Annotated in this window: 16 protein-coding genes; 4 read left to right on the plus strand and 12 right to left on the minus strand. The window is 69.2% G+C overall.

The window, feature by feature from the left end:
* The first annotated feature begins 10 nt into the window (after positions 1 to 10).
* A complete protein-coding gene (locus ACLV7J_RS08370; protein ID WP_411868646.1) occupies positions 11 to 682 on the plus strand; it encodes a zf-TFIIB domain-containing protein in 672 nt (223 codons plus the stop codon).
* Positions 679 to 1,365, plus strand: a complete 687-nt coding sequence (gene coaE / locus ACLV7J_RS08375; protein ID WP_411868647.1) for a dephospho-CoA kinase — start codon at positions 679 to 681, stop codon at positions 1,363 to 1,365. The genes ACLV7J_RS08370 and coaE overlap by 4 nt, the downstream gene beginning before the upstream one ends.
* Here coaE and ACLV7J_RS08380 read toward each other — a convergent pair.
* Both ACLV7J_RS08380 and gatB read right to left on the minus strand, forming a co-directional pair.
* A complete protein-coding gene (locus ACLV7J_RS08380) occupies positions 1,325 to 2,839 on the minus strand; it encodes a prolyl hydroxylase family protein (RefSeq protein ID WP_411868648.1) in 1,515 nt (504 codons plus the stop codon). The two genes, coaE and ACLV7J_RS08380, sit on opposite strands and share 41 nt — an antisense overlap.
* Positions 2,840 to 2,906: 67 nt before the next feature.
* Positions 2,907 to 4,436: an Asp-tRNA(Asn)/Glu-tRNA(Gln) amidotransferase subunit GatB gene (gatB, locus tag ACLV7J_RS08385; protein ID WP_411868649.1), complete on the minus strand. Its 1,530-nt coding sequence runs from the start codon at positions 4,434 to 4,436 to the stop codon at positions 2,907 to 2,909.
* A gap of 225 nt (positions 4,437 to 4,661) precedes the next feature.
* Here gatB and ACLV7J_RS08390 point away from each other — a divergent pair, with 225 nt between their 5' ends.
* Positions 4,662 to 5,867, plus strand: coding sequence for an FAD-dependent oxidoreductase (locus ACLV7J_RS08390; RefSeq protein WP_411868761.1), 1,206 nt, complete (start codon positions 4,662 to 4,664; stop codon positions 5,865 to 5,867).
* Here ACLV7J_RS08390 and ACLV7J_RS08395 read toward each other — a convergent pair.
* The 7 genes from ACLV7J_RS08395 to ACLV7J_RS08425 form a co-directional block, all read right to left on the minus strand.
* Positions 5,831 to 7,759, minus strand: a complete 1,929-nt coding sequence (locus ACLV7J_RS08395; protein ID WP_411868650.1) for a CHASE2 domain-containing protein — start codon at positions 7,757 to 7,759, stop codon at positions 5,831 to 5,833. The two genes, ACLV7J_RS08390 and ACLV7J_RS08395, sit on opposite strands and share 37 nt — an antisense overlap.
* A 70-nt stretch (positions 7,760 to 7,829) precedes the next feature.
* Entirely contained in the window at positions 7,830 to 8,546 is a 717-nt protein-coding gene (locus tag ACLV7J_RS08400) for an iron dicitrate transport regulator FecR (protein WP_411868651.1), read from the minus strand.
* A gap of 147 nt (positions 8,547 to 8,693) precedes the next feature.
* Positions 8,694 to 9,470 (minus strand): iron dicitrate transport regulator FecR, encoded by a 777-nt coding sequence (locus ACLV7J_RS08405; RefSeq protein ID WP_411868652.1) that lies wholly within the window; start codon positions 9,468 to 9,470, stop codon positions 8,694 to 8,696.
* A 44-nt stretch (positions 9,471 to 9,514) separates the two neighbouring features.
* Positions 9,515 to 11,326: a CHASE2 domain-containing protein gene (locus ACLV7J_RS08410; protein WP_411868653.1), complete on the minus strand. Its 1,812-nt coding sequence runs from the start codon at positions 11,324 to 11,326 to the stop codon at positions 9,515 to 9,517.
* Positions 11,323 to 11,928 carry a FecR domain-containing protein gene (locus ACLV7J_RS08415; protein WP_411868654.1) on the minus strand — a complete coding sequence of 202 codons (606 nt, stop codon included), beginning with the start codon at positions 11,926 to 11,928 and terminating at the stop codon, positions 11,323 to 11,325. The genes ACLV7J_RS08410 and ACLV7J_RS08415 overlap by 4 nt, the downstream gene beginning before the upstream one ends.
* A 170-nt stretch (positions 11,929 to 12,098) precedes the next feature.
* On the minus strand, positions 12,099 to 12,557 hold the full coding sequence (gene ndk / locus ACLV7J_RS08420) for a nucleoside-diphosphate kinase (RefSeq protein ID WP_411868655.1): 459 nt from the start codon (positions 12,555 to 12,557) through the stop codon (positions 12,099 to 12,101).
* Positions 12,558 to 12,601: 44 nt separating this feature from the next.
* A complete protein-coding gene (locus ACLV7J_RS08425) occupies positions 12,602 to 15,193 on the minus strand; it encodes a cyclic nucleotide-binding domain-containing protein (RefSeq protein WP_411868656.1) in 2,592 nt (863 codons plus the stop codon).
* A 102-nt stretch (positions 15,194 to 15,295) separates the two neighbouring features.
* Here ACLV7J_RS08425 and speA point away from each other — a divergent pair, with 102 nt between their 5' ends.
* Complete coding sequence (speA, locus tag ACLV7J_RS08430; RefSeq protein WP_411868657.1) at positions 15,296 to 17,302, plus strand: biosynthetic arginine decarboxylase; 2,007 nt, start codon at positions 15,296 to 15,298, stop codon at positions 17,300 to 17,302.
* Between the two features lie 6 nt (positions 17,303 to 17,308).
* Here the strand turns inward: speA and ACLV7J_RS08435 are convergent, their stop codons facing one another.
* The 3 genes from ACLV7J_RS08435 to ACLV7J_RS08445 all read right to left on the minus strand — a co-directional run bounded on the left by ACLV7J_RS08435 (position 17,309) and on the right by ACLV7J_RS08445 (position 20,918).
* On the minus strand, positions 17,309 to 19,153 hold the full coding sequence (locus tag ACLV7J_RS08435; protein WP_411868658.1) for an HD domain-containing phosphohydrolase: 1,845 nt from the start codon (positions 19,151 to 19,153) through the stop codon (positions 17,309 to 17,311).
* 185 nt (positions 19,154 to 19,338) lie between these two features.
* Positions 19,339 to 20,553: a CHAT domain-containing protein gene (locus ACLV7J_RS08440; protein ID WP_411868659.1), complete on the minus strand. Its 1,215-nt coding sequence runs from the start codon at positions 20,551 to 20,553 to the stop codon at positions 19,339 to 19,341.
* Positions 20,550 to 20,918, minus strand: coding sequence for a hypothetical protein (locus ACLV7J_RS08445; RefSeq protein ID WP_411868660.1), 369 nt, complete (start codon positions 20,916 to 20,918; stop codon positions 20,550 to 20,552). The genes ACLV7J_RS08440 and ACLV7J_RS08445 overlap by 4 nt, the downstream gene beginning before the upstream one ends.
* Positions 20,919 to 21,568: the final 650 nt, after the last annotated feature.

The following is a 21,568-nucleotide window of genomic DNA, read 5'->3' on the forward strand; positions in this document are numbered from 1 at the left end:
CCCTGATGCCATGAACTGTCCCGGCTGCTCCGCCCCCCTGCCGGCCGGCGAGCTGGTCTGCCGTTACTGCGGCGGCCGCCTCGATGTGGACCTGCAGGGCTGGGCCCAGGCCGAGGTGACCGGTCGCTGGGCCGATCGCCTCTGCCCGGACTGCCGCCGCCCCCTCGATGCCGTACAGCTCGAGTCCGGCGCTGCCCAGGTGAGCCTGGGCCGCTGCCCGGACTGCCTGGGCCTGTTCCTCGGCACCGGTGGCATCGAGACCCTGCTGAGCAGCGGCGTGGGGCCGGTGTGGGAGGTGAACCGGCCGCTGCTCGATGCCCTCGGCGAGGCACCCCGCACGGCGGCCAGCCCGCCACCGGTGCGCTACAGGCCCTGTCCCTGCTGCGGCGAGCTGATGAACCGCTCCCTCTACGGCAAGCGCAGCGGCGTGATCGTGGACCGCTGCACGGCCCATGGGCTCTGGCTGGACGCCGGCGAGCTGCGGCAGCTGCTGGAGTGGAGCCGCGCCGGCGGGCAGCTGCACACCCAGGAGAGGCTGGAGCAGGACGAGCGCGAGCAGGAGCGCCGGGAGCGGCGCGAGGCGCTGGAACGCGAGGAGAGCCGCCGGCAGCTGCAGGACGATGGGTCGCGCCAACCGCTGCTGGATCTGATCGTGAACGGCCTTGACCTGCGCCTGTGGTGACGGACCAACCCGCTGGGCCAGCGCAACCGGAACCCTCCCCCCGCCCCCGCTGGTGCGGGGGCCAACGCCGCATCGGCCTCACCGGCGGCATCGCCAGCGGCAAGAGCACCGTGGGCCGGCTGCTGGCGGACCGCCACGGCCTGCCGGTGCTGGATGCGGACCTGTACGCCCGCGAGGCGTTGGCGCCCGGGAGCGCCGCCAGCCGGGCTGTGCTGGAGCGCTACGGGCCGACGGTGCGGGCAGGGGGCGAAGCCGAGGCCGTGCTCGATCGTGCCGCCCTGGGCCGCATCGTGTTCGCCGATGCCGCCGAGCGCCGCTGGCTGGAGGAGCTGGTGCACCCCCTGGTGCGCCAGCGCTTCGCCGAGGAGCTGGAGCAGCTGGCGGCCGCGCCCGTGGTGGTGCTGATGGTGCCGCTGCTGTTCGAGGCGGGCCTGGAGAACCTCTGCAGCGAGGTGTGGCTGGTGGACTGCGAGCCGCAGCAGCAGCTGCAACGCCTGCTCGCCCGCGATCAGCTCAGCGCAGCTGAGGCCACGGCCCGCATCGCCGCCCAGTGGCCGCTGGTCCACAAACGGTCCCTGGCGGATCAGTGCATCGACAACAGGGGGACGGCTGAAGACCTGGAGACGCAGATTCAGCCGCTGCTCACTCGTTCCGACCTGGGTGGGCCCGGAACCACTTGGTGATCACCCACTTGCTGCCCTCCTCCACCGGCATGGCCTCATGCAGGGTGAAGGGGTTGGGGGTGCCGTCGGCCATCAGGTTGTTCCAGGCCAGGGCCAACCCCTGAACCGGTGTGAAGCAACGGCCGAGGCGCTTGAAACAGGTCTGGCCGCCACGAGCGACAGAGTTGAGATAGATCATCACCGTCCACGTGCGCTGGCCCCCAGGATTGGTGTGGGCCATGAACTCCTCGGTGTCAGGCGCGAACCAGTCGGTATGGGCCTTGAAATACTGGCCTGGGTCATAGCGCTGTCCCTGCAGTGGTTCGGACAGACGAGAATCCACGGCGAATAGCGCTGCCAGGCGCTCATCAAGCCGCGCGGCCAAATCGGCATCGGCGCCACGCAGATGGCAGGTGCGGCTGGTGCGGTAGCTCCGTTCGCCGCGGGTGACGGTGGATGGCACCAGATGGCGGTCAATCGCCCCCATCAATGCCTCGCACTCCTGGCGAGAGAGCAGGTCCGGCAGCTCATAGACCTGGGCCAGCGGTGTATCCAACCGCCAGGCCCGGGGACGATGCTCCGGGCGCGTCAGCGGCGCCTCGAACCACTGCAACCAACTGGGACCGGCGACGGGGTTGGCAGCCGCGTTGAGCACGAGGCCTGGCGCCACCACAGGAACCACCTCGGTGGCGGGCTGATCGAGCACGGCCTCGATGGCGGCGCGGGGGAAGCCCCCCTCCCGCTGCATCCGTTCGATCATCCCCTCACGGGCGCAACCACGATCCCGGTTATGGCGCAACCACTCCTGCCAGGTGGCGGGAATCGTGGCGACCAGTCGGGAGCGGGCCATGCGGCGGCACTCCTCCTCGGCCTCCTCCAGGCTGGCGAACTTGCAGCGCATGCCCTGATAGGGCGCTGGATCCCATTGGCGCGGCCGCCAATGGAAGTACATGTTGCGGTAGTACTCGCCTGCAAAGGGCTGCGTACGGGCGTGGGGGCAGAGGCTCTCGTAGAAGAGCATCGTTCCGGGCTCAAAGCAGACGGCATGGCGCTCACCCTCGTGATCGATGAAATCGAGCAGCCAGGGCTGGGGTGCACGGTCGGCCACATGCACGATGCAGCTGATCACGTGGGTCTCAACGCGATCGCGATGCACATGCAGCACCGATCCCGGGCCGTAGCTGCGGATGCCATAGCCCCAGCTGCGCTCGAGCGGACAGCCCGCCCAGGCCTCGATCAACGGCGTGATCTCGGCATAGGCCAGCTCCATCAACTCGGCACTGATCGGCGCGTAACCCAGCTGCGGCGCAGACCTCTCCACCGAGGAAATGCCGTGGACCACCGCGGCGCCATAGTCGCGATCCGGCCGACTCGGCTCCTGGATCGGCTCGAACACCATGGCGCTGTACTCGCGCTCAAGGGCGCGCTGCAGAGCGGGCGGCGTCGGCCGCAGATCCAGGGGTGCTGTGGCGAAACGCGGCAGGAGGACTGGCACGGGAGCACCCCGGTCTCCGGTCAGGCTAGACAGCCTGGCCAGCGCTTCCAGCGGAGCCGCAGAGCCTTCAGCCCTTGAGCTGCTCGATCAGGATCTGGTTGGCCAGCTTGGGGTCGGCGCGGCCGCCGGTGCGCTTCATCAGCTGCCCCACGAAGAAGCCCTGCAGCTTGGTCTTGCCGCCGCGGAAGGCCTCCACCTCCTCGGGGTGGGCCGCCAGCAGCTCCGCCACGATCGAGGCGATCGCCGCCGGGTCGCTGATCATGCCCAGCCCGCGCTCCTCCACGATCGCCCTGGGGGACCCGCCCTTCTCCAGCAGCTCGGGCAGGATCTCCTTGGCGATCTTGCCGCTGATGGTGCCGCCGTCGATCAGCTGCACCATCTCGGCCAGCTGCTCGGGCCGGAAGGGCAGATCGGCATAGGAGAGCCGGTTGGCATTCACGTGGGCGGCGATGTCGCCGGTGATCCAGTTGGCCAGGCCCTTGGCGTCCGCACCGGCCGCCACGGCGGCCTCGAAGTAGTCGGCCATAGGGCGCTCATCGGTGAGCACGCGGGCGTCGTAGATCGAAAGCCCCAGCTGCTCGGCGTAGCGGTGGCGCTTGGCGGCCGGCAGTTCCGGCAGCTCGGCGCGCCAGCCCTCGCGCTGGTCGGCGCTCACCTCGATCGGACCCAGGTCGGGGTCGGGGAAGTAGCGGTAGTCGCTGGCCCCTTCCTTGCCGCGCATGCTCCTGGTGAGCTGCTTGCCCTCATCCCAGAGGCGTGTTTCCTGCAGCACCGGCTCACCGGCCTCGTAGGCCTTGATCTGGCGCTGGATCTCGTAATCGATCGCCTTCTGGATCGCGGAGAAGGAGTTCATGTTCTTGATCTCCACCTTCGTGCCGAAGGGGGCATCGGGCCCGCGACGCACGGAGATGTTCACGTCGCAGCGCAGGGAGCCCTCCTGCATGTTGCCGTCGCTCACGCCCAGATAGCGCATGATCCGGCGGATCTCAGCGGCGTATTCCGCCGCCTCCCGGCCGGTGCGCAGATCGGGCTTGCTCACGATCTCGGCCAGGGCCACACCGGCGCGGTTGTAATCCACCAGGGAGTGGGTGGAGCCGGCCAGGCGATCACTGCCGGCGTGCACCAGCTTGCCCGCGTCCTCCTCCATGTGCAGGCGCTCGATGCCGATGCGCTTGACATAGGTCTCCTTGCCCTTCTCGGCCACCTCCACCTCGATCCAGCCGTCTTCGGCGATCGGCTCGTCGTACTGGGAGATCTGGTAGTTCTTGGGCAGATCGGGATAGAAATACTGCTTGCGATCGAACTTGCTGTGCTCGGCGATGTGCAGGTTCAGCGCCAGACCCGCCTTCACCGCATACTCGAGCACCTTCTGGTTCAGCACCGGCAGGGTGCCGGGCAGGCCGCACACCACCGGGTCGATGTGGGTGTTGGGGTCGTCGCCGAAGGTGGTGGAGGCGCTGGTGAAGATCTTGCTGGCCGTGCCCAGCTGCACGTGGGTCTCCAGGCCGATCACCGCCTCCCAGGCGGCCGGGGCGGTGGAGCCCGGCGCGGCGGCGGCGTCTGTCTTGGCGCTGGCGGTTGCGGCGGCCCCTGCCATCGGTGCTCTCCTGCTCCTATGCGTGGGCTGATCCTATGCAGGGGCTTCCGGGGAGGGCGGTTTCCGTCGGTGCAGCCCAGCGGCGGCGACCCAGCCAGGGCCGGTCCTGCTCCGCTCGCACCCGTGCGCTTCGCCCTGAAACACTGAAGGCAGCGTTGCCCGCGCCCGTCTGTGGCTCCACCGGCTGACACCACCCACCCCGTGCTGATCCTGGGCGGCGGCCTGATGGGCCTGGCCATCGCCCACGAGCTGGCAAGCCGCGGTCGGGCCGTGACCGTGCTGAGCCGTCGGCGCAGCGAAGCGGCGGGCTTCGTGGCGGCCGGCATGCTCGCGCCCCACGCCGAGGGACTGACCGGCCCGCTGCTGGACCTGGGCCAGCGCAGCCTGGAGCGCATCCCGGCCTGGGTGGCGCGCATCGAGGCCGACAGCGGCCTGGCCTGCGGCCTGCGGCCCACCGGCATCGTGGTGCCCTTCCGCAGCCCCGCCGAGCGCGACGCCTACCCCACCGCAGCCTTTGGCCAGCCCCTGGATCGCCGCGGCCTGGAGCGGGAGATCCCGGGCATCGGCGCAGACTGGCAGGCGGCACTGCTGTTTGCGCAGGACGGCCAGATCGACAACCGCCGCCGGCTGATGCGGGCCCTGGAGCGGGCCTGCGTGGGACTGGGGGTGGCCTTCCAGGAGGGCGCCGAGGTGCTGGCCCTGCGGCGCGATGGCGCCGGAGAGCTCAGCGGCGTGGAGCTGCGCACGGCCGAGGGAGAACAGCAGCGGCTGGCCTGCCGGCAGGCGGTGCTGGCCTGCGGCGCCTGGAGCGCCCAGCTGCTGCCGGAATTGCCGCTGTTTCCGGTCAAGGGGCAGATGCTGTCGCTGCAGGGGCCCCGCCAGGCCCTGCAGCGGGTGGTGTTCGGCCCGGGCACCTACCTGGTGCCCCGGGAGGACGGCCTGCTGGTGGTGGGGGCCACCAGCGAGCCCCAGGCCGGCTTCCGCGAGGGACTCACCCCCGATGGCCAGAGCACTCTGCAGAAGGGCATTGCCGCCCTGGTGCCGGCGGCCAGCGGCTGGCCGCCGATGGAGCGCTGGTGGGGCTTCCGGCCCTGCACCCCCGACGAGGGCCCGCTGCTCGGGGCCAGCTCGGTGCCGGGACTTTGGCTGGCCACGGGCCATCACCGCAACGGCGTGCTGCTGGCGGCGATCACGGCGGAGCTGCTGGGGGGCTGCCTGGCCGAGCAGGGAGGTCCCCAGGCCGCAGCCGCCATCCCGGGGAACACCAGCGGGAAGGGCAGCGAGGGCCTCAGCCCCGCCGAGCGCGCGCACGTCCTGGAGGCCTTCCGCTGGGACCGCTTCCAGCACGCCGATCCTGGACACCAGGCATCAGACGGACAGCCCCAGCCGGCGGCTCAGCTGCCGGCGCCCTGGGGCGGCGCACCGGCCTGAGCCGGCACGGCCGCCTGGGCGTCAGCGCCGCCAGGGAGCGCCTGGGCGTCGTCAGTGGTGAACACGGGAATCGCCCCCATCCCCTTGACCTGCTGGTCGCCCATGGGGCGGATGGCCAGGCTGCCCTCGGCCAGCTCGGCGGTGGTGGCATCGCAGAGGATCGACACCCCCGCCGTGCGGGTGAGGCCCTCGAGCCGGCTGGCGAGGTTCACCTTGTCGCCGATCACGGTGAACTCCATCCGGCGGGGGCTGCCGATCTGACCCACGATCACCTCACCGGAGGCCAGGCCGATGCCGTTGTCGAACGGGGCCAGACCCTCCTCGGCCCACTCCCGGTTGAGGCCGGCCAGGGCCTCGCGCATCGCCTGGGCGCAGCGCAGGGCCGCCACCGCCTCTTCGCGTCTGCCACGGCTGAGGGGGGAGCCGAACACCGCCATCACCGCATCGCCGATGAACTTGTCGATGGTGCCGCCGTGGGCCGTCACCACCTCCACCATCTCGCCCAGGTAGCGGTTGAGCTGGCGCACGTGCAGCTCGATCTCGCCGCTGCCGCTGCGCTGCTGGGTGAGCTGGGTGAAGCCCTTGAGGTCGGTGAACAGCACCGTGACCGGCAGCAGCCGCCCCCGCAGGATTCCCTCGGCCGCCGACGGGTCCGAGAGGATCTCGGCCACCACCGTGGGGGCCACGTAGCGCTCGAAGGTGCGCCGCAACCGCCGCCGCTCGCCCTCCTCACGCAGGTAGGCGTCGCCGCCGTAGAGCAGGCCGAGCAGCACCAGGCCGGCGGCGGGGGTGAGCAGGGGGAGCCAGAGGTTGGACCGCTCCATCACCGCGAAACTGCCCACCAGCACCAGCGCCAGCACCCCGCCCACCAGGCCGAGCCGCCACCGCAGCGACGATCGCCACAGGGCCAGCGCCCCCACCAGCAACACGGGCGCCATCGCCAGAAGCCCACGCTGCAGCGGATCCTGGGGCCAGCTGGCCAGGCCGTCGCCCTGAATGCTGTTGGCGGTGGCCGTCGCCAGCAGCTCCAGGCCGGACAGGCTGCCGAAGGGGGTGATCGTGCCCAGGCCGCCCTGGGACACCACCGGCCCCACCAGCACCACAGCACCGCGGAGCATGGGTCGACTGGGGTGGGACGACCAGCGCTGGGGATCGAGCACCTCCCAGGCGGAGATCCGCTGGAAACTGCCCTCCGGGCCGTAGAAGTTGAGCTGGCGGCCCTGGTTGGGCTGCAGGCTCGGCCGGTGCGCCTTGCGCAGCACCACCTCGGTGAGCGAGGGCTGCGGCCTGGCACCGCTGGACGTCAGGACCCGTCGGCTGTAGGCCTCGGGATGGAAGAACGGCTCGCCGTTGCCGGCCGGCAGGGTGTTCGTGATCCCGTAGCCATCCTTGCCAGCGGCCTGCAGCAGAGCGGTTTCGGGCTGGACCAGGCTCAGACCGGCGTAATTGTTGTCGCGGATCTCCATCATCTCGGCCGCCAGGGCCACATGGCCAGGCAGCCGACGGATGGCGGCGGCAAGGGCCGCGTCGTCGGCGGGCCCGCGGCTGCTCTCGCCCTCGAACACCACATTGAGACCGACCACGGCCGGGCCCGCCTGGCGCAGGCGATCCAGCAGGTCGGCGTAGCGGGCCCTGGGCCAGGGCAGGGTGCTGATGCCCAGGGCCCAGGGCGGAATCGCGGCCGCACCGTCCTTCTGGTCGGCGAACCAGGCGCCCTGCTGGAGGCTGGAGTCGTCGATGGCCACCAGCACCACGGAGCTGGGCGGAGAACGCCGCCCGCGCAACCGCACCAACTGGTCTTCTAGGCCCCGCTCGAGGGTGCGGACGGGGGCGGGTGGCCGACCCGCCGTGATGCCCACCAGCACCACCACCAGACCGGACAGCAGCGCCAAGACGTCGGTGCGAATGGGGCGCATCAGGACCAGCCCATCACAACAACCCCATCAGGACAACGTCGGCACGTCAGAACAGACCGAAGCTCAGGGCCGACAACACGGAGCCCACAACGGGCACATTGCCGGCCAGAAAGGCCCCGAGATCCTGGAAGTTGGTGAGGGGCTGCTCGAAACCGGTGAACAGGGAGCCGCCGACGATCTCGTTGTAGTCGCGGGACACCAGGCAGCGGCGGTCGGTGACCTGGCCGGCGGCATTGATCCGGACCGCCTCCCGCTCCACGGGCTGGATCCACTTGGTGCTCGCTGCCGCTGGGCCCAGGGGCTGCAGCGTCACCGTGCCCTGCATCACCTTGAGCTCGGTGGAGCCATCGGGGAGCACCGTCACGAGGTAATTGGTGCCACGGGAGCTGAGCTTCACACTCGGCAGGCAGGTGTTCTGGGGACCCGACACCAGCACCTGCCCGGAGGTGAGCAGGAAGCAATCACTCTGGAGCTTGAACTGGGAGTTGCGGTTGATGCGGGCCGTGGCGCCGCTGGCAAACGCCACCATGCCGCGGCTGGCCTTGGTGCTGATCACATCCGGCGTGCGGGCCTTCTGGTTGACCTTGGCCTGCTTGGCATCCACAAACAGTTCATTGCCATCCAGGATTTCTCTCACGGTGGCCACCTGCCGGGCCGCCTGGGCGGGGGGCGCGGCGCTGAGCGCCAACAGCACACCACTCGCCAGAGCCGCCAGGCCCAGGGCAGGCCGATGGCGGGACGGGGCCAGCGGACAACGGGTCATCACCATGGGGCAGGCCTGACGACAGGATCTGGAGACCATGGTTGTATAGCTCCGGAATCGCCTCCAGTGTCGTAGGCAACCGTGTGCGAAAACAACACACAGGTGTTGCAGGGCAGGCGGCGAGTGGTCTCACTGGCCTTCGTGGCTTCAGAAGAAGCGCGGGAGGCTGATCGGCAGTGAGGGCACCGACGGCGCGCTGGGGATGTTGACCCCGGGCACGTAACTGCGGATGTAGCTCTCCAGCGAGCCGAAGCCCGGCAACGGCTCCCGGAATCCCTCAAAGAGGGGTCCTCCCAGGATGCTGGAGTAGTCCCCGGAACTGAGCTTCAACAGGGTGAGGATCACACCCTGGGGGGAGAGGCGCACCTTCTGGCCCGCCTCCACCCGGGTGGCGGGAGCCCCGGTGGGCTCCCCATCCTTGAGGGGCTCCACCTCCACGGCACCTTCCAGAACGGAGAGTTCGGCCTCCTGCGTGTCGTCGTTCACCTCCACCACATAGTTGGTGCCGCGCACACTCAGGCGGGAGGAACGGGTACAGCCGCTCTGGGGGCCGGACACCAGAATCTGCCCCTTTGTGAGTAGAAAACAGCTGCTGCCAAGCCGCAGCTGGGAAAAGCGGTTCACCCGACCGGCCGCACCGGAATCAAAGCGGATCTGGCCGCGGGAATCGCGCGTGCTGATCTCCTGGGGCGCCGTGGCCTGGTCCTTGACCCGGGCCTGCTGCTGGTCGATGTAGAGCTCCCGGCCGTCGAGGATCTCCTGCACGGTGGCCTTCTCCTTGGCCGCCCCCACCGGCGCGTGCAGCAGCACCGGCAGCATGAGGGCCGTCGCGGCCAGGCCGCGCCGCACAACACGCTGCTGCCCCCGCCGGCAGGCGGCACCGGTGGGGGCGCCGGTGGAGGCGGGATTGACAGCTCTGGCCATGGCAGCGCCGCAGTGGGGAGGGTGAACCGATTCTCACCCCAAATTCAGGCCGCCCCATCCGCTGCGGCCGCCGTGGCCGTCCCCAGCCCCCGCAGACCGAACACCTCCAGGGGCTGGGGCCAGCCCTTGAGGGGATGGCAGCCCAGGGGATCCACCTCCACACCCGGCGGCAGCAGGGCCAGAAGCTCCCCACTGATCAGAATCGGGTGGTCGGGGAAGCGGCGGGTCAGCCCCTCCAGCCGACTGGCCACATTCACAGCCGCGCCGATCACCGTGAACTCCAGCCGCTGGGAGGACCCGAGGTTGCCGGCGATCACCTCACCCACGTGCAGGCCGATGCCCTGCCGCAGGGTCGGCTGACCCTGGGCCACGAGCTCCCGATTCAGCTGCGCCAGCCGATCCCGCATCGCCAGGGCCGCCCGCACCGCGGCCAGGGCCTCCTGGGCATCGCCGCGGCTGCGGGGCACGCCGAACTCCGCCATCAGCGCATCACCGATGAACTTGTCGAGCAGGCCCTGCTCCTCGATCACCGCCGTGGCGATGGCCTCGAAGTAGCGGTTGAGCAGGGTGAACAGGGCCGAGGGCTCCAGCTCGGCGCTCAGGGGCGTGAAGCCCACCAGATCGGTGAACAGCAGCACGCAGCGGGCCCGGCTGCCGCCGAGCTGGGTGCCCAGCGGGCCCGGGTCGTCGAGGATGTCGCGCAGCAGGGCTGGCGAGACGCGGCGGGCCAGCACCTGATGCAGATAGGCCCGCTCCCGGCTCTCGCGCCGCCACTGGCCCCAGGCGCGGGTGCTGCCCCCGAGCAGCGGGGCCGCCACGAGGGCCGTCACCGGCAGCCAGCGGTGGGCCCCGCCCCAGGCCAGGCCACTGACCAGCAGGGCCGTGGCCGCCAGGCCGAAAGCCCAGCCGACACTGGAGCCGGCCGTGCCACTGCGCCGCAGGCAGCCGATGGCCAGCGCCAGCCAGGCCAGCTGGACCACGGCCAGCAGGGGCAGGGGCAGCCCCTGGAAGCCGCGACCCTGGAGCACCGTGGCCAGGGCCGCCGCCTGCACCTGGGCGCCGCTCTGGGGGCCGAAGGGCGTCTCCAGCTGATCGCCCAGCTCCGGCGCCGTGGCTCCGATCAGCACGGTGCGTCCCCGCCAGAAGCCCGCGGGCTGCTGCTGCACCTGCCAGGCCGGCACCTGGGGCAGGCTGCCGGCCGGGCCGGGATAGTCGATCCCGATGGGATCCGGTTCTGCCCGGCGGCCCGCCGCGGCAAAGGCCAGGGGCTGGGGATGGGGCAGCGGAAAGCCCTCGAGGCTCTCGGCCAGCCAGCCCTGGCCCGGGATCGCCTCGGTGAGCCCCTGGGGGCTCTGCAGCAGAGCCGTCAGCCCCAGCCGCGGAAAGGCGTAGATGGGCTTCACCAGCTGCGCCTGGTTCAGGCCGTTCTGGTCGGTCTGGCCATAGGCGGCAGCCAGCACCACCCGATCCCGCCAGGGGGCGAGGCGCCGCTCGAAGGCGCGGTCATCGCCAGGGCCGAGACGGCTGGGCTGGGGGAACACGATGTTGAACACCACCCGCTCCGCGCCCTGCTCCAGCACGGCGGCCGCCAGATCGGCCTGGAGCTGCCGCGACCAGGGCCAGGCCCCCATCCGCGGCCACAGCGGCGAGGAGCGCCGCTCCTCCGGGCTGAGCAGCTGGTCCAGGGCCAGGGAGTCGGCGTCCACGGCCAGCAGCACAGGGTCGGCCACTCCGGCGGAGCGCGGTCCCCTCAGCTGAAAGAACAGCACCCGCAGCCGGGCATCGGCGGCCCCCAGCCAGGGGGACACCAGCAGGGGCAGCACCAGGGCCAGACCCCAGAGGGGCGGGCGCCTCACCGGGCAGGCTCTGCAGCCGGGGCCGCCGGCCCGGCCGGCACGGCACTGAGGCCCAGCTCCCGTTCAATCACCGGCATGGTCTCCATGGGGGCCTCAAAGCCATTGAGCAGGATGCTCTTCTGGCGGCGGGTGGCGGCTTCCCCTGGGGTGAGGCGCCTGGGCGGCACCCACGCCCCCTTCTCGAAGGCCAGTTGCTGGCCGCTGCTGAGGTCAAACCGCTGGCCGGAGGGGGTGGTCACCCGAACCTGGCCCTCCCAGCTGAAGAACTTCACCCCGTCGGGCGTGGCCTCGATGAACACGGTGGTGCCCACAATGGACGCGGTGGCCACCCGGGTCTTGACCGTGAGGGGCGATCCACCTTTCTGGCCGGGATTCACCCAGGCGATGATCTGGCCCTTCACCAGATCCACCCCGTTGGCGCCCAGGCGCAGCACCGCGTCGCCGCCTAGACGGAAGCTGCGGCCATTGGCCAGCTGCACCTGCAGGCGTCCGGGCTTCTGGGTGCGCAGCGTTGCATCGGTGGCGAGCCGGAGCCCCGGTTGCGCCGCGATCTCGCTGCGGCGGGGCAACTGAACAAACGCCGGCCGGGAGGGGACCTCCACCACGCGGGGGACCCCTGGCCCCGCCGTCGCGGCGGGGACGCCGGCAAGAAGCACCGGGGCCGCAAGCCCGAGCAGCGCCACTCGCAAGGGAGAGCGCCGCTCAGACGGAGCGTGACGAGCGGGGTGGAGGGGCGGCATGGGTGGGGCAGCAACGCCCCCAGCCTGACGACTCAGCCCTCGACGCGCCAGGTCTGGTCGGCGGGGGTCCAGTCGCTCAGCTCGGAGGGCTGGAACCAGAGGCCGATCTCGAAGACGGCGGTTTCGGGGGCGTCGGAGCCGTGGATCACGTTGCGGCCGATGTTCACGGCCAGGTCGCCGCGGATGGTGCCGGGCTCAGCCTCGAGGGGCTTGGTGGCGCCGATCAGCTTGCGGGCGCTGGCGATCACGCCGTCGCCCTCCCACACCATCGCCACCACCGGGCCGGAGGTGATGAAGTCCACCAGGCCGGCGAAGAAGGGGCGCTCGCGGTGCACGCCGTAGTGGCTCTCGGCCAGCTCACGGCTGGGGGTGAGCTGCTTGAGGCCCACCAGCTTGAAGCCCTTGCGCTCGAAGCGGCCGAGGATCTCGCCCACCAGACCGCGCTGCACGCCATCGGGCTTGATGGCAATAAACGTGCGTTCGGCGGCCATGGAAACAATTGTTCGGATCCGGGCCATCGTCCGTGGCGGATGGGCTACTTGGCAAGCACAGGCCCCGCCGCCAGGCGCTCGGCCAAGGACGCCAGCAGGCCGCGGCCGAAACGGCGGGAGCGGCGCAGCAGCTCCTCGAAGGACTGGGCCGGCAGCACGAACAGGCGGGCCCCCTCGGGACCCGCCTCCACGCGAGCCGTGCGGGGGGCACCCGTGATGACGCCCATCTCACCCACGGTCTGACCGACGCCGAGCACCACCGGCTGACCGCCGCTGGTCTGCAGCCGCACATCGCCTTGCAACACCAGCGCCAGGGCATCGCTGGGGGCGCCCTGCTCCATCACCACGTCCCCGGGCTGGAGGTCTTGCAGGTGCCCCTGACGGGCCATCCAGAGGATCCCTTCCGGCAGCAGATCAGCAAACAGCTCGGCCGCGGCGATCACCGGAAACTCCTGGCGGTCCGGATCGCTCTGCCCCTGGCGCTGGCGCTGCAGAAAGGGCGAATCCGCCAGGCCGGTACGCGGGTCCTGCAGCAGCCGGGCGGTCCGCTGCGGATCCCGCTCGCGGGCCAGCATCAGCACCCAGCCGGCGGTGTCCGGATCGGGGTCACGCCAGAGAAGATCCAGGGCCTGATCGAGCTCACCGGCGGCGGGCACGGTCGCCGGCAGGGTCTCCAGGCCGGCCGCGTGGAGACGGGCATCGAGCTCCATCCGGGGCCCCTCAAGGCGCTGGGCCATGGCGTGCCGCAGGGGCTGCAGCAGCGGGTCGGTCGTGGCCAGCTGCAGCAGCCGTGATCGCAGACCCGCCTCCTGAATCCAGGCCGCGCGCAGCTGCTCCAGACGCCGGCGCTCCAGCTCACCCTGGGGACCGAAGCCCTGCAGCAGCGCCTGCCAGCGATCGTCGTCGAGTCCACTCTCCTGCTGGAGGTGGTCCAGGCGTGCCTTCAGGGCCGGCTGGAGACGATCAGGTTCGAGCACCGGCATCCCCGCCAGCCGCAGCAGCTCGTCGATCGCCTCGAGGGCCGCCTCGCGGCGCAGGTCGTCGGCCTGGCGCTGCAGGTGATCGCGCTCCAGCAGTTCGGGCTGCTCGCTGGCCAGGGTGCGAACCACGTCGTGGTGATCCGAGGCATCGAGCTGCAGGGTCTGGCGCAGCTCCTGGAGCTCCAGCAGGGCGCTGGCACGGGCAAGGCGGCCGGTGCGCAGCATCTCCGCCATCACATCGCCGTAGACCTTCCGCCCCTGCTGGCGGCCCAGGGCCGGCATCGCCTTGACCAGCGTGAAGACCTCCTGGGGCGTGAGGGCCTCGAGGGCACGGCCATCGAGCGCCGCCTCCAGGCCGGGCAGATCGCGCAGTTGCCGCCGCAGGCTCTCACTGGCGCTCTCGCGCCGATAGGTGGCCTGATCGCGCCCCCAGCTGCGGAACAGCCCGATGGCCGAGGCCACCAGCACCAGGGAGCGCAGCAGCTGCCCGCCGATCGGACCGAGCGCCCCCTGGAAGGGATCCACGAACCAGAAGAAGATGTTGATCGCCGCGAAGGAGGCCAGCAGGCGGGCGCGCAGCGCCGCGCGCTCCTGGGGCTCGCCCAGCCCCTGACGGGTGTAGAGCTGCTGCAGGAGCCGCTCCAGGCCGCCGAACAGCACGGCCGACAGCGCCGCCGCCGCCGAGAGCAGCAGCGGGATTTCCAGCAGCCGCGGCACCGCCAGATCCGGCCAGAGCGACTGCCCGATCCGCTCGGGCAGGCCGGCATCGAAGGCCCAGGCGCCCGAGCGCAGGTAACCGAGGGGATGACCGCCCAGATCGGTGGCGGCCCCCACCTGCTCCATGAGCAGAAAGAACGCCAGGGTCAGCCCCGGATAGGAGGCCCAGATCCAGTGCAGGCTGCGCTTGCCGCGCAGGGTCTGCCAGAAGAAGCGCTCGGCGTCGATGTCGATGCAGGGGGCCTGGCAGGCCACGCAGGCGCTCTGCTCGCGGCCATCGGCCGCGATGGTGCGGCACATCGACTGGGTGACGCGCGAGCTGGTGCCCACATGGGCGGGACTGCCCAGGGGGCCGCGCAGGCCGGTGAGCACGGTCTGGACCGGGCCCATCGGACAGACGTACTGGCACCAGGCCTTACCGCCCCAGGCCCAGCCCACCAGCAGGGCTGCCGCCAGGGTGACCAGCAGCAGGATCGCCAGCCCCAGCGGACTGCCGTTCACCCACAACAGGCGCAGGCAGAGGCCGGCGATCAGCAGGCTCCACTGCAGGGCCAGATGGTGGCGCCCCAGCCAGGAGTCGGCCTCCACCTGCACCACCTCGGGGCGCCCCTTGCGGCCGGGGCGGCTGCGCTGCCAGCCCACCGAGCGGGCCAGCTGCGAGACGAAAGCCAGAGGACAGATGCGGCGCCAGAGCTCGTGGCTGATCACGCCGATCAGCAGCACCCCCACCGGCACCACGGTGCCCCAGAACAGTCGGTTGCCGGGCTGCCGGTGCAGCTGGCAGTCGGCATCCAGCAGCGCTGAACAGGCAGGCACCAGCGCGTCGGGCAAGGCGATCACCGGCACCAGCAGGGAAGCGATCAACAGCAGCCAACCGATCAGCAACCCCCAGCGCACCAGCCGCAGCTGCTGCTCGGGCAGACGACTGAACAGCTGCATCGGCCAGACCCACGGACGTGCCCAGCTGTGTAGCACTGGCGCCATGGGTTGCCACCCCTAGATTCCTGCTTTCTTCCCCGCAGCACCACCACTGCGCGCGCCATGGCGGCTGCCGGCACTGCTTCCATCACCGGTTCGCCCACCCGTTCAGCCGGCACCGCCTGGACCCCGGCCGACAGCGCTGCCCTCTACGGGCTGGAGCGCTGGGGGGATCCCTACTTCTCGGTGAACAGCCGCGGCCACGTGATCGTGCAACCCCGCGGCGATCGCGGCGGCTCCCTCGATCTGGTGGAGCTGGTGCAGGGCCTGCAGGGCCGCAACCTCTCGCTGCCGCTGCTGATCCGCTTCGACGACATCCTCGAGGACCGGCTCGAGCGCCTCAACGCCGCCTTCGCCCGCGCCATCGCCCAGTACGGCTACGCCGGCCGCTACCAGGGCGTGTTCCCGGTGAAGTGCAACCAGCAGCGCCACGTGGTGGAGGAACTGGTGGAGAGCGGCCGGCGCTGGCACTTCGGCCTGGAGGCCGGCAGCAAGGCCGAACTGCTGATCGCCCTGTCACTGATCGACGACCCCGAGGCGCTGCTGATCTGCAACGGCTACAAGGATCAGCGCTACATCGAGACGGCGATCCTGGCGCGGCGCCTGGGCCGCCAGCCCGTGGTGGTGATCGAGCAGGCCGATGAGGTGGAGCGGATCATCCGCGCCAGCCGTGAGCTGGGGGCTGCGCCGTTCATCGGCATCCGCGCCAAGCTCTCGAGCCGCAGCACCGGCCGCTGGGGCAGCTCGGTGGGCGAGAAGGCGAAGTTCGGCCTGGCCATCCCCGAGGTGCTGGCCACGGTGAAGGCCCTGGAGGCGGCGGGGCTGCTGGCGGATCTGCGCCTGCTGCACTTCCACGTGGGCAGCCAGATCAACGACATCGCCGTGCTCAAGGACGCCCTGCAGGAAGCGGGGCAGATCTACGTGGAGCTCACCAAGCTCGGCGCGCCGATGGGCTTCCTCGATGTGGGTGGCGGCCTCGGCATCGACTACGACGGCAGCCGCACCGCCACGGCGGCCTCCACCAACTACTCCCTGCAGAACTACGCCAACGACGTGGTGGCCACCGTGCGCGAGTGCTGCGAACCCCACGGGGTGCCGGTGCCGACCCTGGTGAGCGAGAGCGGCCGCGCCATCGCCAGCCACTTCTCGGTGCTGGTGTTCGACGTGCTGGGCACGGGCTCGGTGCCAGATGCGCTGCCGCCGTTGGCGGAGAGCGAACCGCTGATCGTGCGCAACCTGCGCGAGACGTTGGCCGGCATCACCGCGCTCGCCGGCGGCGATGGCAGCCAGCCCGCTGACCCGCCGGCGCCGCAGCCCGGCGAGCGGCTGGTGGACCGCCTCCAGGAGGCCTGGAACGACGCCCTCAAGTTCAAGGACGACGCCCTCTCCGCCTTCCGCCTCGGCTACCTGGGCCTGCCGGAGCGGGCCATGGCCGAGCAGCTCACCTGGGCCTGTGCCGCCGCCATCGCCGAGCGGCTCCCCGCCGGCCCGATCCCGGATGAGCTGCGGGCCCTCAAGGCAGCCCTGGCCAGCACCTACTACGCCAACCTCTCGGTGTTCCGCTCCGCCCCCGACACCTGGGCCATCGACCAGCTGTTCCCGCTGCTGCCGATCCACCGGCTCGATGAGGAGCCCACGCGGCTGGGCCACTTCGCCGATCTCACCTGCGACTCCGACGGCAAGCTGGCCCGCTTCATCGGCGACGGCCAGGCCAAACCGCTGCTGGAGCTGCACGCCCTGCGGGAAGGAGAGCCCTACTGGATCGGCATGTTCCTGGCCGGCGCCTACCAGGAGGTGATGGGCAACCTGCACAACCTGTTCGGCAGCACCAATGCGGTGCACATCCGCCTGGCGCCCGGCGGCGGCTACCAGGTGGACCACGTGGTGCGCGGCAGCACCAATGCCGCGGTGCTGGAGGCGATGGAGCACGACCCGGACCTGCTGCTGGAGCGGCTGCGGGTGGCGAGCGAAGCGGCGATCCAGCGGGGCGAGCTGAAGATCAGCGACGCCCGCCGGCTGATGGACCACCTGGAGACGAGCCTGCGGCAGACCACCTACCTGCAGGGCTGAGCGGCCTCAGACCTGGGCCACCGGCCGCTCCAGATAGGCCGCGATGTCCACGTCGTCGATCTGCTCCGGCTTGAGGAAGCGCTCGGCATACACGCGATACACCCCTGAGCGCAGAAACAGCTCAAACAGATCAGCATCGATGTGCTGGCGATTGCGGAAGCCCGCCAGAATCGCCACCGATTCCGAGAGGGTCTTCGCCTTCTTGTAGGGACGATCCGCGGCCGTCAGGGCCTCAAAGATGTCGGCGATGGCCATGATGCGCGCAGGGATCGAGAGCTGCTCCTTGGTCAGCCGGCGGGGGTAGCCGGTACCGAGCATCGTCTCGTGGTGACCGCCGGCATACTCGGCAACCCGCGCCAGATCCCTGGGGAAGGGCAGGTTCTCCAGCATGATGATCGTCTGAATGATGTGATCGTTGATCTTGTAACGCTCTTCGTCGGTCAGCGTGCCGCGAGACGCCGAGAGGTTATAGATCTCGCCTTGATTGTAGAGATCTTCAGGCATGTCCATCTTGAAGCCATAGCGCGCATCGGGCGGCATGTCTTCCTCATGGCGCGGGATGCGATGCCAGGGCCGATCCGCCAACAGCGGCTCCTCCACCGGCAGGATCTCGCCACCGGGGGGCAGTCCCGCTACCCGACGTTCGTGCTCCTCCCAGGCCAGGCCGATAGTGGCATCGAAGTGGCGCTGCCACGTCTGCACGGCAATGCCCTTGAGACGCTCCACACTCTCGGGGCCAAAGAATTCGCCGCCGAGATTGCTCTCGGCGATGAAGGTGAAGTCGGCCTCAAGCTGCTGCTTCCGAAGTTCATAGGCCTGATTCAGCTGCGCAGGGTCGTCCCCTCGCAGCAGGCCCTCCAGACGGGCGATCTGGGCATCCCGTAACAACACCTCAAACCGGGTACGGATCTCGTGGATGCGGTTGTAATTGGTCTCCAGCTTGGTGGCCTTGTCGACCACATATTCCGGTGTCGTCACCTTGCCGCAGTCATGCAGCCAGGCCCCGATCCGGAACTCCCGCCAGGCCTTCGGCGTCTCAAAGCGGAAGTCCGCCAGCGGGCCGTCCGTCGCGGCTTCGGCGGCCTCGGCCAGCAACGTCGCCAGCTCAGGCACCCGTTCACAGTGGCCCCCTGTGTAGGGGCTCTTGGCGTCAATCGCTCCCGCCAGGATGGCAATGATCGAGTCAATCAGCTGTTGCTGCGACTCAAACAGCTGGGTGCGCTCCACACAGACCGCCGCCTGGCTGGCCAGGGCTTCGATCAGGGTCTGGTCAAGGCTGTCGTAAGGACGGGTCAGGGCAAGGGCGTTGGCGGGCTCAATGAGCGTGGCCTCACCCTGCTTGCGGTTGATCAGCTGCAGCACGCCAACGATTTCACCCGTTGTCGTGCGCATCGGCAGGGTGAGGATCGAGACGGCCCGATAGTCGAGAGTCCTGTCCATGGTTCGATCGAACCGATAGGGCAGATTCGGATCCAGGGCGTAGGCATCGGGAATGTTGAGCACGTCGCCAGTGAGGGCACACCAACCCACCAGCCGCTCCTGCGTGAGGGGGAAGCGGATATCGTGAACTCTCGCTTCAAACGAGCCCTCATCAACCCCCGCCCTGGCATCCAGGGTGGCGTTCTGGGAAACAGCGAACCAGAGCTGATCCGTGGACTGGGGATCCCGATTCTGATCGGCACGCTCCACCAGGAAGATGCTGCCGGCATCACTGTTGGTGAGATAGCGTGACTTTGACAGAATCAGATGCAGCAGGGCGTACAGATCACTGGCACTGCTGAGGGCCGTCGCGATTTCCAGAATCTCAACGAGGGCCTGATCGGTCTGGAATCGCTGCGGCTGCTGGTCCATGGCAAAGGGCACGATGGGATCCTGGCGATGGTCGCCCCGGACCAAGGGAAAGAAGCCCCTGCTGCCGTGCCGTCGCCAAGCCCCACCAGCCTATTGAAACCGTCCAGGAAAAACCAGACGGGTTGAGTAGACCATGGCAGAGCGGCCACTGAGGTCTTGAGGCCGACGTGCAACGGGATCCAGGGTTACCAGGGAGTGCCCAGCAGCTCAATGCCACTCCAGAAGAAGGGATTCTCCAACCCACCGGAGACACGCCGTTGCTGCACCGGGGTCAGCCCTGTCAGCAACGTGGCGCCGTCCGCCCCCACCACACGATCGCCCTGGAGGCGAACCCGCCCCTGCGCCATGGCGATCCTGGTGGCCTGCAGGGCCTCGGCCTTGGGCAGGCCTGCATTGAGATATCGGTAGAGCTGCAGGAAGAAGGCCGAGGTGGCCACATCATCCACATACCAGAGGGTGCCGATCGCACTGCGGGAGCCTGCCTGTAGAGCCAGACCGGCAAAGCCCAGCTCACTGTCGTTATCCCCCAGGGCCGTGCGGCAGGCACTCAGGGCGAACAGCTCCAGGGGGTTGTCCTGCCGACGCTGACGCAGCTTCAGAAACTCCTTCATCGACACAGGGCCTGTCCCTGCATAGAGACGGGCCTGGGCAGGGCCACCTGGCAGGAATTCAGCATGGGTGGCCACATGCACGCGGTCGTAGCGGGGGTCCGCTGATTTCTCCAGCAACACGCTCGGAGTGAAGGCCTGGTTGAGATAACGATCCACCCCCTGACCTCCTGGCAGATTGGCCAGCTCCTGGGGAACGAGGGGCAACGGGGCCAGGCCTTTGAAATCCGAAGCGCCCATCGCCAATACCTGATTCCGCTCACTGCGCGGCGGAGCCAGGGAGGTGAGTTTCAGGGAAGGGGTGAGCGAAAACGCATAGGCCTCGCCGAAATACTCACGACCATCATGCAAAGCCGCAAAGGGAACCGCCTGCAGACCACGGTCGGCCGCGATCAGCACGGTGGTGATGCCCTGCCGCTTCAGTTCCTCGGCCGCAGGTGCGAGCAGCGCTGAAAACAACTGGCGGCTCGCTGAGGCAGGGTTGACCACCTGCAGCGATTCCTGGCGCGAGAGCTGGCGGTAGAGGGTTCTGAGCTGCGTCTGGAAGAGCTCCCGGGACAACTCCACCCGCTTACCCACCAACTCACCCTTGCGGGGGATCAGGGTGATATCCAGAAAGGCATTCCCGGATGTGGTGCCACGACCCTCCTTGGCCTCGGTGAAGCTGAGGCTGAGCACCGCAGGGTTGTAAGCCGAACGCTGGAACAGGAACTCCTGCGCCAATGCAGGGCTGCATAGACCCGGAATGACCAGGGCACTCACGAGGTGACCTAACAGGCGACGGAGCGTCAAGGAGCACCTCCAGTGATCACCTGCACCGCTTGATTCATTTGACGCTGAAGCTCCTCCGTCGACAGATCCCCTGCGGCGCCCTGAGGAGTTCCCAGATCTGGCAATGTCTGCTGTACATCACTAGTGCGACGCTGATCGGCATTGATCACTCTTTGGATCAGCACCTCCTGTGAGAGGTCAATCGTCGTAATCACAAGGGCTGAGGACGATGGATTCACCGAACCGGGCAGCAGCAACGGAACAGGGATCGGCACCGGCTGACCTGGGAGGCTATTGACAGGACCAACCTGACCCGTCGAACCCCCGAGCAAAGGTTGAAGAATATCGGCAGCATCGAGGTCGTTCAAATCCAGCAACACATTCACAGGTACCTGGAATTCAATAGGGCGATTGCCCGTTCCGGAGGAGCCACCCCCCCCAGGCGACAGGGGTTTTGTGGGATCGGTTTCTGGTATGGGAAAAATCGACGGCGACTGCGTGTTAAGGAGGAGGTTGGCCGGATCGAAACGGTCTGACCTTGGAGCTGGCGTTGGAGCTGGCGTTGGAGCTGGGGTCGGTGTAGGGATCGGCGTTGGGATCGGCGTGGGTGTAGGGATCGGCGTGGGTGTAGGGATCGGTTGAGGCGTTGGGATCGGTGGCCGATTCGGCCTCCCCCCTCCTCCTTCTCCAGACCCACCACCACCTTCCCCTCCTCGAGCGGCAAGGATCAGGGCATTCTCAGCACCAGAAGGGAAGGCGAATGGAGAGCCGGGGATGAGCGAGCTTTCAATGGTCTCCAATGGCACAGGTAGACCATCGAAGTGACCAGCGGCATCACCTGAGGGCACCGACCGATCAGCAGTCAGGGACAGGGGATTCGAAGACTTACTGGCAACGGGCTGACCTACAGAGGAAGGAGTGTGCAAACGTTCCATTGCCATGTGCTCGGCCCGAGCCATTAAGCCAGAACAATCGTCCTGAACAATGCCAGATCCACAGGAAAGCCGCTGAGCGAAGTGGTCGGAGCGTGCACCCA

The organism is Vulcanococcus limneticus LL, from assembly GCF_943369875.1.
Classification (GTDB): Bacteria; Cyanobacteriota; Cyanobacteriia; order PCC-6307; family Cyanobiaceae; genus Vulcanococcus; species Vulcanococcus limneticus_A.